Origin of the sequence: Pseudomonas sp. WS 5027 (assembly GCF_012985695.1) — a bacterium.
GTDB lineage: Bacteria > Pseudomonadota > Gammaproteobacteria > Pseudomonadales > Pseudomonadaceae > Aquipseudomonas > Aquipseudomonas hygromyciniae.
In genome coordinates this window covers 1-14,483 of the sequence record NZ_JAAQWU010000012.1, presented here as the reverse complement: position 1 = coordinate 14,483, position 14,483 = coordinate 1, and the positions used below count along the sequence as shown (strand labels likewise).

Genomic DNA, 14,483 nt, shown 5'->3' with positions numbered 1-14,483 from the left:
TATAGGGCGCCACCAATCAATCGGCGGCGCCGTGCAGTTGGCCGAATTGGCCGGACTGGAAGTCGGCAAAGGCCTGGTGGATCTCTTGCTCGGTGTTCATCACGAACGGGCCGTGACCGACGATGGGCTCGTCGATGGGTTCACCACTGAGCAACAGCACCATGGCGTCGGCGTTGGACTCCAGGCTGATCTGCTCGCCATCACGCTCGAACAGCACCAGTTGCCCTTCCCGGGCCAGTTCACCGCCGTTGACTTGCACGGTGCCTTTGAGCACCACCAGCGCGCTATTGCGCCCGGCGTGCAGGTCCAGGGTCACGGCCTTGCCACCGTTGAGGCGCAGGTCCCACACGTCAATCGGCGTGAAGGTGCGCGCCGGGCCTGTATGGCCGGCGAACTGACCGGCGATCAGGCGCAGGCTGCCAGCACCGTTGGCCAGGGGCAACGAGGGAATATCGCCGTCGAGGATGGTCTGGTAGCCGGCGTCGCTCATTTTGTCCTTGGCCGGCAGATTGACCCACAGTTGCACCATTTCCAGGGCTCCACCTCGTTTGGCGAAGGCTTGGGAATGGAACTCCTCATGCAGGATCCCTTTGGCTGCCGTCATCCATTGCACGTCACCCGGGCCGATGGTGCCGCCGGCACCGGTTGAATCGCGGTGCTCGACTTCACCTTCGTAGACGATCGTCACGGTTTCAAAGCCGCGATGGGGATGCTGGCCCACGCCACGTCGCTGGGTGGTGGGGGTGAAATTTTCCGGGCCGGCGTGGTCCAGCAGCAGGAACGGACTGATGTGCTTGCCCATGGTGTCGTAGGAAAACAGCGTGCGAACCGGGAAACCGTCGCCAACCCAATGGCCACGTGGGCTGGTGTAGATACCGATGATGTTTTTCATGATGGTCCTCCAATGTGCATACACCTTAAATCCAATACCAATAAGGCGGTAGGCGGCGGATTTGGCTCGCATCGTTCCATACATGGGACGACTTGATGTCGCCACTCTCCCGCTCAACTCACTTTTAGGGGCTGGATTAAATTATATTTCGGTCGTAATATTCGACAAAATATTACAGCTGTAATTTTTACTGACCCAGCAGCACCAGGAGCCTGAAATGAGCACACGCCTTCTCCTTCAAAGCCTTTTCCCGCCCTTGGCGCTGTTGCTGCTGCTCAGCGGCTGCAACAGCCAGGCCGACCCCAGCGCCAATGCTGCGCCACCACGTCCGGTGCTGGCGGCCAAGGCCGAAGCCGCCGCCAGCCAGCAGAACGCCTATACCGGCGTGGTGGCGGCCCGGACCGAAAGTGATCTGGGGTTTCGAGTCAGCGGCAAGGTGATCGAACGCAAGGTCGATCCCGGCCAACACGTTTCCCGTGGCGACACCTTGCTGGTGCTGGACATCGGCGACTTCGAACTGGCGCTGCGTTCGGCGAACAACCGCGTCAACGCCGCCCAGGCCCAGTTACGCCAGCGCCGCGATGACGCAAACCGCTACCAGCGCCTGGCCAGCACTGGCGCTGTGTCACGGCAGATTTTCGACCAGTCCGCGACTAACCTGCGGGTCGCCGAAGCGGAGCTTGCCGCCGCCCGGTCGGATGCCAGCCAGATCGAAAACCGTCGCACCTACTCGGTGCTGCGAGCCGATGGCGACGGGGTGATCACCGATGTGCGGGTGGAGCGCGGCCAGGTGGTGGCCGAAGGGCAGATCGTCGCACGCCTGGCCCACGACGGAGCACGGGAAGCAATCATCAACCTGCCGGAAAACCAGCGCGACCGCGCCTCGCAAAAAGCCTTGGCCTTGCCGTTCGGCGCGCCGGACCACGCCGTCAACGCCACCTTGCGCGAACTGTCCGCCAGCGCCGATCCCGTCACCCGCACCTACCGAGCGCGCTATGTATTGCACGGCACGGTTGAGCGTTTCGCCCTCGGTTCCACCATCACCTTGCGCCTGCAAGGCAACGGCCAACCGCCACAGACCCGCGTGCCGATTGGCGCCCTGCAGGATGCCGGCAACGGCACCGGAGTCTGGCTGATTGGTGCCGATGACAAGGTCAGCTTCGCCCCGGTCACGGTGGCCAGCCTGGGCCAGGAAGAAGCCTTGCTTTCCGGCGGCGTCAGCCCCGGGCAACTGATCGTCGCCCTCGGCGCGCATCTGCTGCACCAGGGTGACAGCGTGCGCCTGTTGCCCGCCCAGGCACTGACCCTCAATCGCCGGCAGGAACCTTGAGCATGCATGGCCTGAACCTCTCCGCACTGGCGGTCAAACACCGCGCCGTCACGCTGTTCCTGATTCTCGCGATACTCGCCGCCGGGATTTTTTCCTTTGGCAAACTGGGACGTGCCGAAGACCCGTTGTTCACGGTCAAGGTCATGACCATCAGCGCCGCCTGGCCCGACGCCACGGCCCAGGAGATGCAGGAGCAAGTGGCCGACCGCCTGGAAAAGCGCCTGCAGGAACTGGACTACTACGATCGGGTGGAAACCATCGCCCAACCGGGGTTTGTGTCGATGCGCATGACCTTCCTCGAGTCCACGCGCCCCAATGAAATCCAGGACCTGTTCTACCAGACCCGCAAAAAACTCAGCGACGAAGCCGCCAGGCTGCCCAAGGGTGTGATCGGACCCTTCTTCAACGATGAATATTCCGATGTGTACTTCGCCCTGTACGCCCTGGAAGCCGAACACCTGCCCCATCGCCAACAGGTACAGATGGCCGAAGCCATGCGCCAGGACTTCCTCAGGCTACCGGGGGTGAAGAAGGTCAATATCCTCGGCGAGCAGGCGCAGCGGGTGTTTGTCGAGTTCTCCTACGAGCGCCTGGCCACCCTGGGGATCAAGCCCGAGCAGATCTTCGCCGCCCTCGCCGCGCAAAACGCCGTGGCCCCGTCGGGGTTTGTCGAAACCGCCGGTGCCCGCGCCTATATCCGTATCGACGGCGCCTTCGACAGCCTGGCGCTGATCGAAAACGTGCCGCTGCCGGTGGACGGCAAAGTGCTGCGCATCGCTGACGTCGCCACCGTCAGCCGTGGCTATGAAGACCCGCCCAGCTACCGCATTCGCCACCAGGGCGACCCAGCGTTGATGCTCGGCATCATCATGGAAAAACACTGGAACGGCCTGGACCTGGACAAGAGCCTCAAGGCCCAGGAAGCGAGGATCCAGGCGGACCTGCCCCTGGGCGTCAACTTCGCGAAAGTCTCCGACCAGGCGAAAAACATCCGCCTGGCGGTCGATGAATTCATGCTCAAATTCTTCGTCGCCCTGGCCGTGGTGATGCTCATCAGTCTGTTGGCCCTGGGCTTTCGCGTCGGTTTGGTGGTGGCGGCAGCGGTGCCGCTGACCCTGTCCATCGTGTTTGTGATCATGCTGCTGACCGGCCGTGAATTTGACCGCATCACCCTCGGCGCGCTGATTATTTCCCTGGGGCTTTTGGTGGACGACGCGATCATCGCCATTGAAATGATGGTGGTGAAACTCGAAGAAGGTTTCGACCGCATCCACGCCGCCACCTTCGCCTGGAGTTCCACCGCCGCCCCCATGCTGACCGGCACCCTGGTGACGATCATCGGCTTTCTGCCAGTGGGCTTTGCCCGTTCTGCTGCGGGCGAGTATGCCGGCAATATCTTCTGGATCGTAGGCTTTGCCCTGATCGCCTCCTGGTTGGTGGCGGTGGTATTTACCCCGTACCTGGGGGTCAAACTGCTGCCGAACATCCAGCCGGTGCCCGGCGGCCACGACGCAATCTATGCCGGCCCCTGGTACCAGAAACTGCGCCGCCTGGTGCAAACCTGCGTACGCCGCCGCTGGCTGGTGACCGGCCTGGTAGTGTCGGCGTTTGTGCTGTGCGGCTTGGGCATGGCCGTGGTGAAGAAGCAGTTCTTCCCTAACTCCGACCGCTCCGAACTGATCCTGGAGGTGTATATGCCACCGGGCAGTGCCTTCAAAAGTACCGAGGCGGTAGCGGCGCAACTGGAAAAGGCGCTGCTGCAGGAACCGCAGACCCGGATGGTCGACACCTATGTGGGCGGCGGTGCGCCCCGCTTTTTTCTGTCGCTCAACCCTGAGTTGCCCGACCCGGCGTTCGCCAAACTGATCGTGCAAACCCCTGATGCCCAGGCCCGGGACGCCTTGAAACTGCGCATGCGCGAACGTATCGCCGCCGGCGAATTCCCCGCCGCGCGGGTACGCGTCACGCAATTGCTGTTCGGCCCGCCGGTGCCCTTCCCGGTGGTGTTTCGCGTGTCGGGTCCGGACGTGAATGTGTTGCGCAGCCTGTCTGAAGAAGTGCGCCAGGTGGTCGCCGCCCACCACCTGACCAAGGATGCGTTCCTCGATTGGGGCGAGCGCAGCAGCGGTTATCGCCTGGTGCTGGACCAGGATCGCCTGCGACTGTTGGGCTTTACCCCCGACGAGGTGAAATCCCAACTCAATGCCCTGCTCAGCGGCAACCCCATCACTGAAGTGCGCGAAGGCAACCGTACGGTGTCGGTGGTAGCCCGTGCCCAGGGCAGCCAACGTGAAGACCTCGGCAACCTCGACAATATGACCCTGACCAACAGCGCCGGGGTGTCGGTACCCCTGGCTCAGGTGGGGCATTTGCAGGCAGTGATGGAAGAACCGATCCTCAAGCGCCGCAACCGCGCGAGCACCGTCGAAGTACGCGCCGACATCGTCGACGGCGTGCAACCGCCCGATGTAGAAATGGCGGTCTACAAAGACCTGCAACCGCTGATCGCACGATTGCCGACCGGCTATCGCCTGGACATTGGCGGCCCGGTGGAAGAAAGCGCCAAGGCCAACGTGGCCCTCGCGGCGCTGTTCCCAATCATGATCCTGCTGACCCTGACAGTGATCATGTTCCAGGTGCGCTCGTTCGGCGTGATGTTCATGGTCTTCGCCACCGCGCCACTGGGCTTGATCGGCGCGGTGCCGACCCTGCTGCTGTTCAACCAGCCGTTCGGCTTCAATGCGATCCTGGGGCTGATCGGAATTGGCGGAATCCTGATGCGCAACACGCTGATCTTCACCGATCAGATCCGCCAGAATCAGGAACAGGGCATGGCAACCAGCGAAGCGATTATAGAAGCCACCGTACGCCGCGCACGGCCGGTGATATTGACCGCACTGGCGGCGGCCTTGGCGTTTATTCCGCTGACGTTATCGGTGTTCTGGTCGTCGCTGGCTTATGTGCTGATTGGTGGGGTGCTAGTGGGGACGGTGTTGACGCTGCTGTTCTTGCCGGCGTTGTGCAGCTTGGTGTTGGGCCGGGACAAGAAGCGGGCAGCAATCCCCCAAACCCCATAAATCCAATGTGTGTGTGTGTTTGTGTGGGCTTGTGTGGGAGCGGGCTTGCTCGCGAAAGCGGTGGATCAGTCAATAAATTCGGCGACTGACACTACGCTTTCGCGAGCAAGCCCGCTCCCACACAAGCCCACTCCTACAACTAGGTCAACGCTTGGCCAACGCCATCCACCGAAATATCCCACCCTGCAGCCAGATAAACTCTACTTATACCCGCTGAAAACCTCTGCAAAGTCCCTCGCCTGACCACACAGCGCGAGGGACCGCCGATGCACATATCCACTGATGCCCTGATCCAGGGTGCAACCTCTTGAATACCGCCATGGGTTTTATGGTCCTGGCGGCCATGGACTTCAAGACACGGGACGTCGAAGCGGTTCTCAGCGACTTCCGGCAATGCCTGAACACCTATGACGCCTGGGCCGAGAGCTTCTGGAGCTTCTCGGCGCTGGAGCTGGAACAGGTCTTCAAGGTGGGCGATGAGGTGGCGCTGGTGGCGCCCATTGCGTCCAAAGCCCCCAGCAGCACGGTCGCGATGTGCAAGGCCAGTGGCTCGTTGACTCTGGTGCACCTGTTCCAAAGCACACGCTTTGTGCCCATCGGCAACACCCCGGTGATGCTGCAAGCCATCCCCCAGGACGGTGGCCCGCTAGGCGAGCCCATTTACAAAACCATCGGCCCCAGCGGCATTCTCGAAGTCACCGACTGTACCCGCGACCAGTCGTATCGGATCACCTTCTACCCCAACGTTTCCAAAGACCACGTCAAGGCGTTGTATGCGTCTTATCAGTCGATCATTGCGCCGCTGGAAAGCCGCTTGCGCAAGGACTGGACCAGCACATTTGCACCGCTGTGGCAGGACTACTCCGAAGCCAATTTTGTGCAGCGCTATCGCCTGCTGGACCAAGCCTATGCCCGTGGATTTGGCGACGCACTGCATGAACTGTGGGACAACATCGAGCAATTGTATGAATGGCTGGCGGACCTTGGGCCCAACAGCGAGAAACTCCTGCAATACCTCTCCCAGACCGAACTGGATGCCCTGCTGCAACTGAGCCAGGACGCCATCGCCAATGGCCTGCTGGTGCTCAGCGACGAGCCGCTGCTGTTTATCTATCTGTCGGCGCTGGTCAGTTGGATGCGCATGCTGCCGCCGCCGTACTTGAACGAACTGCTGGGGCAAATCACCGCCCAAGTGCTGATCAACCTGTTGCTGGTGTGGGTCACTGCCGGCATGGGCGTGACGGTGCGCCTGGGCGCGCAAGTGCTGGGCAAGGTCAAGTCGGGGCGAGTCCGCCAGTGGCTGGAGCAGATGGCCCGACCGTTTGCACAAACCGGGTTGGGGCCCCATGCCGAGGCGCTCAAGCCGTTATTACTGGGCAGCCGCGCAACACAGATCAAAACGGTGCCCAGCGTGCCACTCAAGGCCGGCGCGATTGAAGTCGCCAATCCGGTGCCACTGGTGCGGGCAAAATCCGCGCCCAAGACGGCCTTGATCAAACATGAGGCGGTGGACGACGCGCCCTCCTCCGCGAAAAACCCCAACGGCGCGGCCAGCGCCAGCGCCGATAAAACTGCGACCCATGGCTGCCCGGTGTCCATGGTCACTGGCGAAGAACTGCTGACCCTGACCGATGGCGAACTGGATGGCGTACTGCCGGCGAAGAACTGCTGACCCTGACCGATGGCGAACTGGATGGCGTACTGCCGTTTGCCTGGACGCGGCTGTATCGCACCAGTGCCGTGGAGGTGGATTGCGGGCTGGGGTTTGGCTGGAGCCATTCCCTGGCCCAGCGGCTGGAGGTGGCCGGCGAGTCAGTGGTGTGGACCGATCACGAGAACCGCAGCACCACCTTTCCCCTACCGTCCATTGCCCGCCCGGCCATCAGCAATAGCCTGGCCGAGGCAGCGATCTATCTCGGGGCGGCGTCGGATGAACTGGTGCTGGCTCAAGGGGCACGGTTCTACCACTTTCAAGACGGTGTGCTGACGGCGATCAGCGATGGGTATGACAACCGCCTGCGTATTTCCCGCGATGTATCGGGGCGGATTCTGCGCCTGGATAACGATGCCGGGCGGGCGTTGCTGCTGCGTTACGACCGCGGGCATATCGTGGCGGTGGACTACCAGGTGTTTCGTGTTGAGAGCGAAGCGGATGACGCCTGGGTGACTGAGCAGAACGTCGTTTCCTACCGCTATGACGAACAGTGGCGACTGGTTGAGGCGATCAATGCTGTAGGCGAAAGCGAGCACTATCAGTACGACAGCCTTGCGGTAATCACTGAGCGGCAGTTGGCCGGTGGGGCGAGTTTCTTCTGGGCGTGGGAACGGTCTGGCAAGGCGGCGCGCTGTGTGCGGCATTGGGCCAGTTTTGCGCAGATGGATACGCGCTATGTCTGGGATGACGACGGCCGCGTCACCCTGCTTAACGCTGATGGCAGCCAGGAAGTCTACGTGCATGACCTGCGCGCACGGCTGGTGCAGCGGGTCGATCCGGATGGTGGCGAGCACTTCAAGTCCTACGACGCCCAGGGTCGGCTGACGGTTGAGCAGGATCCACTCGGGGCGATTACGGCCTATCAGTACGACGAGGCCGGGCGATTGGTGGCGCTGTTTCCGGGGGATGACGAGCCTACCGCCTACGAGCATGAGCATGGTTTCGTACGGGTCATGCGCCGGGGTGCGGCGGTCTGGAAGTACCAGCGTAATGATCAGGGCGATATCACCCGCCAGACTGATCCGGACGGCAATGTCACCGAGTACAGCTATGACAAGCGCGGGCAGCTTTTAGCGGTTTGGTATCCGGACCATAGCTGTCAGCGCCTGACCTGGAATGACCTTGGGCAGTTGGTTGGGGAGCAACTGCCCAACGGCGGCGTGCGCCGTTATCGCTATGACGACCTGGGCCGGCAGATTGCCCGTGAAGATGAACATGGCGCCCTGACCCAGTATCAGTGGGACGCTGTAGGCCGCCTGATCAAAGTGGTATTGCCGGGCGGCGCCACCCGCGAATTGAGCTACAACCCATACGGAAAAATCATCGCCGAGCGCGATGAACTGGGGCGTGTGACCCGGTATGAATATGCCGATGGCTTGCACCTGATCAGTCGTCGCATCAATCCCGATGGTTCTCAACTCAAATACCGCTACGACAACACCCGCCTGCTGCTGAGCGAAATCGAAAACGAAGCCGGTGAGCTGTACCAACTGAAGTACTACGCCAACGGCCTGATCCAGCAGGAAACCGGTTTCGACGGCAAACGCACCGCCTACGTCTACGACCTCAACGGCCACCTGCAGGAAAAAACCGAGTTCGGCGACGATGACCGTCAGTTGATTACCGCCTACCAGCGCGATAACGCCGGCCGCCTCATCCGAAAAAACCTGCCCGATGGCAGCACGGTGGATTACACCTACGACCGCCTCGGCAATCTCCTAAGCGTCGACGACGGCCACTGGCCGCTGCACTACGAATACGACAGCCAAAACCGCCTGACCGCCGAACACCAGGGCTGGGGCACCTTGCGTTACGGCTACGACAGCTGCGGCCAACTCGACCACCTGCGCCTGCCCGACAACAACCACCTGACCTTCAACCACGACAAGGGCGGCCACCTCGCCACGGTTGACCTCAATGGCCGGACACTCACCTCGCACCTGTTCAAGGCCGGCCGCGAACAGCAGCGCCAGCAGGGCCAACTGCTCAGCCACTACCACTACGACGACCAGGGCCGCCTGACCCAACACCAACACCGCCACTACACCTACGACAAAAGCGGCAACCTCACCCGCCTGCTCGACACCCGCAAGGGCCAGCACGACTACCACTACGACCCCCTCGACCGCCTGACCCGCGCCGACCACTCCCAGGCCCCCACCGAACGCTTCGCCCACGACCCGGCGGGCAACCTGCTGATGCAAGACCGCCCAGGCCCCGGCATCGTCGTCGGCAACCGCCTGTTACTACAAGGCGACCGGCATTACGACTACGACGCCTTCGGAAACCTCATACGCGAACGCCGTGGCCGCGCACAGCAACTGGTCACGGAATACCGCTACGACTGCCAGCACCGACTGATCGGCGTGACGCAACCGGACGGCAGCCAGGCCAGCTATCGCTATGACCCATTTGGCCGGCGCATCAGCAAAACCGTGGCGGGCAAGACGACAGAGTTTTTCTGGCAAGGCGACAAGGTTATCGCCGAGCACACGGCGGGCCAGCACCGCAGTTACCTCTACGAACCGGACAGCTTCAGGCCGCTGGCCTTGCTCGAAGGTTTCGGGCCGGCCAATACACAGGTCTTCCACTACCAACTTGACCACCTGGGCACGCCGCAGGAGCTGACCAGCGCGGACGGCAACATCGTCTGGTCTGCCCATTACCAGGCCTACGGGAAAATCACCCGGCTGGACGTAAGTGAGGTCGACAACCCACTGCGCTTTCAGGGGCAGTATTACGACCGGGAAAGCTGGCTACATTACAACCGGCATCGCTACTACAATCCGGATAACGGACGCTACCTGACCCCAGACCCGGTGAAGTTGGCGGGTGGGGTGAACGGATATTTGTATGTGCCTAACCCTACGGGGTGGGTGGATCCGTTGGGGTTGAATGCGTGTCCGGGCGAAGACAAATGTAAGCCAGGATCTGAAGGCCAAAACCCGTCCGCCAATACAAAGGCCGACGAGCACGCTCCCTCCCTTCCAGCCCCCGCAACGAAAAAGCAATATCTTTACCGGGGAGACTCCAGGCACCCACTTGAAATTTTCAAACATGGATTTAAGAGCAGAGGAAAAAGCACTGACCTGCTCCTACACTCGCTAGACAATACGAATCCACCAAGCAACTTTGTACCCACCTCGACATCAAGGGAAGTAGGTATAGAATTTGCCACAAGCTACGGATTAGAAGATGGTTTTTTGTACACCTTGAAAAATATACCCGGTCGAGACGTAAACAAAGAACTAGGAATACTATCCGAATACAAAAGAGAAAAAGAAATAGCCATACCCGGCCGCATTCATCGAAAAGACATATTAGGTGCAACCCCAATAAACGAAGATGGCACCTCCGAGAATTACAGTCTAATAAACCCTTATAGGAAGTAAAGCATGAAAAATATAGAAATAAACATACTCAATAAAGGCAACATTGAAAAAGCAAAAATTGAATATGACCGAAACACATGCGCGCTTTTTATAACCTTTTCCGACCAGACAAAAAAAACATACTCCGGGCTGGATATTTTTCGCGCATTTGGTTTATTACGAAAGGAATTCAGCGAAATAAAATTCCTGTGCAAAGGTTCGAAAATCAATGTTTTCCCATCTGCGATGTCATCTTCCATGTCTGGTGGACTCGTGGCCTATGAAATGAAACTAGGTGAGCCTGACCCAGAGATGGTGCGCATATTCGATTACGATGAACATGACCTGACTAACGATATCGAGGAGCAAGTTAATTTTCGCGTGCGTTGGGGAGAATCGTTAAAATAAATAAACCCTTGTACAAGACACTAGAAAAACCATCATCACCTGCAGGCTTTGATACTGAAGGAGCGGCTAATTTCAATAAGTGCCTGGGACTATAAAAATTCAATAATCCCACCCCAATGGTGATTATCAAATCGCCATCGCCGGCAAGCCGGCTCCTACAGGTCGCGAGTCGTCTGTGAGGGCCTTTCAAACCGACCGCACCCACCCTCCTTGCACCGACCGCACCCGATTGCGCCCGCCGCTCTTGGCCTCATACAACGCCTGGTCGGCGTCGTTCAGCCAACTGGTCGCATCGCCGTGGGACGCTTGATACGGCGCCAGGCCGATGCTCAGGCTGGCGCGCAGTGTCGGGTCTTGGGCGTAGCCCAGGGAGTTGAAGCGGTCGCGCAGGGCGTCCATCACTTCGGTGGCGTGGCCCAGGGGCATGTCCGGGAGGATCACGCAGAATTCGTCGCCACCGTAGCGCCCGGCCAGGTCGGTGGCGCGCAGGTTCTGACGCAGGATTTTGCTCAGTTGGCGCAGCACGATGTCGCCGGTGACATGGCCGTAGGTGTCGTTGATGATCTTGAAATGGTCGATATCGATCAGTGCAATCGCAGCGCCCTGCTGGCCGCCCTGGCAGCGGGCAAACTCGATTTCCAGGTGGTCTTTCCAGGCGCCGTGGTTGAGCAGCCCGGACAGGCTGTCGGTTCGGCTTAAAGCCAGCAGGTCGCGCTTATGTTGGGCCAGGGTGATGGCCTGGCGATAACAGATCCAGCCCAGCGCCAGCGGATAGAGCATCAGGATCGGCAAGCAGGCATAGAGTTGGGTGGGCGTGGTCAGGGCGATATAGGCCGGGGCGAACAGCAGCAGTGCCGCACCAAGCCCCAGCGCCTGGGCAACCCAGCCCATCAGCATGAAGCGGAACCCGCCAATGGCGACGTTGTTCATGGTCATCATCGACAACGTGGTGACGCTGGGCAGCGGGTTGAAGTGCATGGCACCGACCCAGAAACCGCCACAAAACGAGTCCACCAAGAGGTGGCGGCGTTCGGCGCGCAGGGAGTTTTCGGTGCGGCGCGACAGCCGGTAGGCCAGGTGCGGCCAGGCAAAAGCGTTGATCAGCATCCAGGCCCAGACCCAGCCAGGTGGATCCAGTGGGTACATACCGGCCCAGACACAGACGAACCCGAGCGTCAGCCCCAGGGTCCGCGATTTGTACAGGCGTTTGGCGAGCGGAAGTCCTTTTCCTCCTGCGGCTGGCATGATCTGGCTGATCCTGGATGAATGCTGGAAGTCTATCAGGGGACCGGCAAATAGCCACTACCGCTCAGAGGGTTATCCCCCACGCCAATCACCTTGCCAAACACTTGACGCCAGGGGCCTAGCTGGAGAATCCACGGGCCAGCAACATCGCCACCGCCAGCAGCAAGACTGCCGTGACTTTCTGCAACAGCACGCGCTTGCGCGGCGACTCGAGCACATGCTTGATCCGCTGGCCGAAGTAGCAATAAAGGCAGCCGCTGGCGAACTGCAAGACCAGGAAGGTCAGGCCAAGAATGGCGATGTCTCCGGCAGCGCTGTCCTGCCCAACGGCGGCAAACTGCGGGAACACCGCGCTGAACAGGATGATCGCCTTGGGATTGGACAGGCCGGTCAGCAGGCCCTTGCCGAACAGGCCACGGGGCGTCTCCGGTCCTTGCCCGGCGGTGTTGATCTGCACACCACTGCTGGTCCACTGTTTGTAGGCCAGGTACAGAATATAGGCCACGCCCACCAGTTGGATGCCTTGGGTAATCAGCGGGTAGCCCTTGATCAACTCGGAAAAACCCACGGCAAAGATCAGGATCGAAATCAGGTACGACACGCTGGCGCCGAACTGTGCCGGCAAGGAGTGGCGCAAGCCGTCCTTGAGACCCAGACTCAGCAGCAGCAGGGTCATGGGGCCGGGGCTGAAGGCCAGGGTGCTGCACAGCACCAGGAAATACAGGAAGGACGACAGCGTAAGGGCAGTGACCATGGTGGGTAATTTCACAGCGGCGAGGAATGTTGTGCAGTCTAGGGCGCAGATTGCGTGTGGGGCAGGTAAACTCGGCGGTTATTCACGCAGGCTTTACCGGTAAAGTGACCGGCAAACTTCAGGACGTCGCGATGGCCCTCCCGCAGATCCACTTTGATGATCACACCCCCAAGGTCCAACAAATCGTCGAGGCCTTCGCCCGCGCCATCGAACAAGGTGAATTGGCCGCAGGCAGCAAACTGCCGTCGGTGCGTGAGTTGGGCGCGCAGCTGGGTGTCGGAAAATTCACCGTCAATGAAGCCCTGGACCGCCTGCGCGGCCAACATCTGCTGACCTCGCGTCAGGGCCGTGGGCACTTTGTCGCCCAGCGCCAGACGCAGCCGTCGTCGAGCAACTGGGTCGACTTGCTGCCCCAGGATCTGCTCAGTGTACTGCGCCGCCCGATGCTCACCGGCCAGGGCGAACTGCGCCCCGGTGGCGGCCACCTGCCCGAAGACTGGCTGGACTCCGAAGCCTTGCGCCAGGCCATGCGCAGTGTGGTGCGCGCCCCCTCCCTGCGCGTTGCCGGCATGGGCACGCCGGCGGGTTTCCTGCCGCTGCGCCAGGCCCTGCAACAAAAGCTGCAGGGCGATGGCCTGGCGGTCTCGGTGGAACAGATCATCACCACGCCCAGCACCCTGCAAGGCCTGGACATGTTGATGCGTCTGCTGGCCCGCCCCGGTGACACGGTGCTGCTGGATGCGCCGTGCTATTTCAACTTCCACGCCAACCTGGCGTTGCACGGGGTCAGGGTGCTGACCCTGCCACGGGGCCCGGACGGTCTCGACTTCGCGGCCCTGGAGCGCTTGCTCGCCGAGGAGCGGCCCAGCCTGTATGTGACCACCAGCATCCTGCACAACCCCACCGGTCACTCCTTCAGCGCGGCCCAGGCCTTTGGGCTGCTGCAGCTGATGCGTCAATACCACTGCCATATCATCGAGGACGACCTCTACGGCGACCTGCACCCCAACCCACCGCCCCGCCTGGCGGCACTCGCCGGCCTGGAGCAGGTGACCTACCTGTCGGGCTTCTCGAAAACCCTCAGCGCCAATACCCGGGTCAGCTATGTGGTGGCCGCACCGCAACTGGCGGCCAACCTGACCAATATGAAGCTGATGAGCGGCGGCGTGACATCGGAATTGTTCGAGCAACTGGTCTACCGCCTGCTCAGCGAAGGCAGCTATGCGCGGCACCGCAAGCGCATGGTTCAGCGCCTGCTGGAAGCCGGCGCCCGCGTGGAGCAATGGCTGCGCCGCTGCGGCTGTGAGCTGCCCATGGGGTATGAAGCCGGGATGTTTATCTGGGCGCGCCTGCCGGCTGGGGTCAACGGCGAACAACTGGCCGAGGCCGGGCTCAAGCGCGGCATGGTATTGGCGCCGGGGGCGCTGTTTGGGTACGAACCGGGGATGGGGGAATTTATGCGCTTCAATGTGGCCCATTGTGATGATCCACGGGTGTGGGCCGCGATCGAGCAATTGTGGGAGCGGGCTTGCCCGCGATAGCCATAGGTATCTACACAACTTTCAGAAACTGACGAACTCTCCTGTGGCGAGCGGGCTTGCCCCGCGCTGGGCTGCGAAGCAGCCCCAAAACCAGCCGCTGCGGTGTATCTGGTACAACGCATTCGGCTTATTGGGGCTGCTTCGCAGCCCA

At 61.0% G+C, this 14,483-nt stretch carries 7 protein-coding genes and 1 pseudogene; 5 read left to right on the top strand and 3 right to left on the bottom strand.

Translation table 11 applies throughout. From position 1 onward, the window contains the following. Positions 1–16: 16 nt before the first annotated feature. Positions 17–892, bottom strand: a complete 876-nt coding sequence (locus tag HBO09_RS15585; RefSeq protein ID WP_169995067.1) for a pirin family protein — start codon at positions 890–892, stop codon at positions 17–19. 217 nt (positions 893–1,109) lie between these two features. On the opposite strand from HBO09_RS15585, the gene HBO09_RS15580 reads away from it, so the two are divergent. The 4 genes and pseudogenes from HBO09_RS15580 (at position 1,110) to HBO09_RS15565 (ending at position 10,792) form a co-directional block, all read left to right on the top strand. Next, positions 1,110–2,222, top strand: a complete 1,113-nt coding sequence (locus HBO09_RS15580; protein WP_169995069.1) for an efflux RND transporter periplasmic adaptor subunit — start codon at positions 1,110–1,112, stop codon at positions 2,220–2,222. A gap of 2 nt (positions 2,223–2,224) precedes the next feature. Further along, positions 2,225–5,299, top strand: coding sequence for an efflux RND transporter permease subunit (locus HBO09_RS15575; RefSeq protein ID WP_169995071.1), 3,075 nt, complete (start codon positions 2,225–2,227; stop codon positions 5,297–5,299). 343 nt (positions 5,300–5,642) lie between these two features. Further along, positions 5,643–10,405 (top strand): annotated as a pseudogene (locus HBO09_RS15570) (RHS repeat-associated core domain-containing protein). Positions 10,406–10,408: 3 nt separating this feature from the next. Further along, on the top strand, positions 10,409–10,792 hold the full coding sequence (locus HBO09_RS15565) for a hypothetical protein (RefSeq protein ID WP_169995073.1): 384 nt from the start codon (positions 10,409–10,411) through the stop codon (positions 10,790–10,792). A gap of 186 nt (positions 10,793–10,978) precedes the next feature. On the opposite strand, the gene HBO09_RS15560 is transcribed toward HBO09_RS15565, so the two are convergent. Beyond that, positions 10,979–12,037 carry a diguanylate cyclase gene (locus HBO09_RS15560; protein WP_169995075.1) on the bottom strand — a complete coding sequence of 353 codons (1,059 nt, stop codon included), beginning with the start codon at positions 12,035–12,037 and terminating at the stop codon, positions 10,979–10,981. 118 nt (positions 12,038–12,155) lie between these two features. Further along, a complete protein-coding gene (locus HBO09_RS15555; RefSeq protein WP_154906996.1) occupies positions 12,156–12,791 on the bottom strand; it encodes a LysE family translocator in 636 nt (211 codons plus the stop codon). Between the two features lie 131 nt (positions 12,792–12,922). On the opposite strand from HBO09_RS15555, the gene HBO09_RS15550 reads away from it, so the two are divergent. Continuing rightward, complete coding sequence (locus tag HBO09_RS15550; protein ID WP_169995077.1) at positions 12,923–14,332, top strand: PLP-dependent aminotransferase family protein; 1,410 nt, start codon at positions 12,923–12,925, stop codon at positions 14,330–14,332. Positions 14,333–14,483 lie beyond the last annotated feature (151 nt).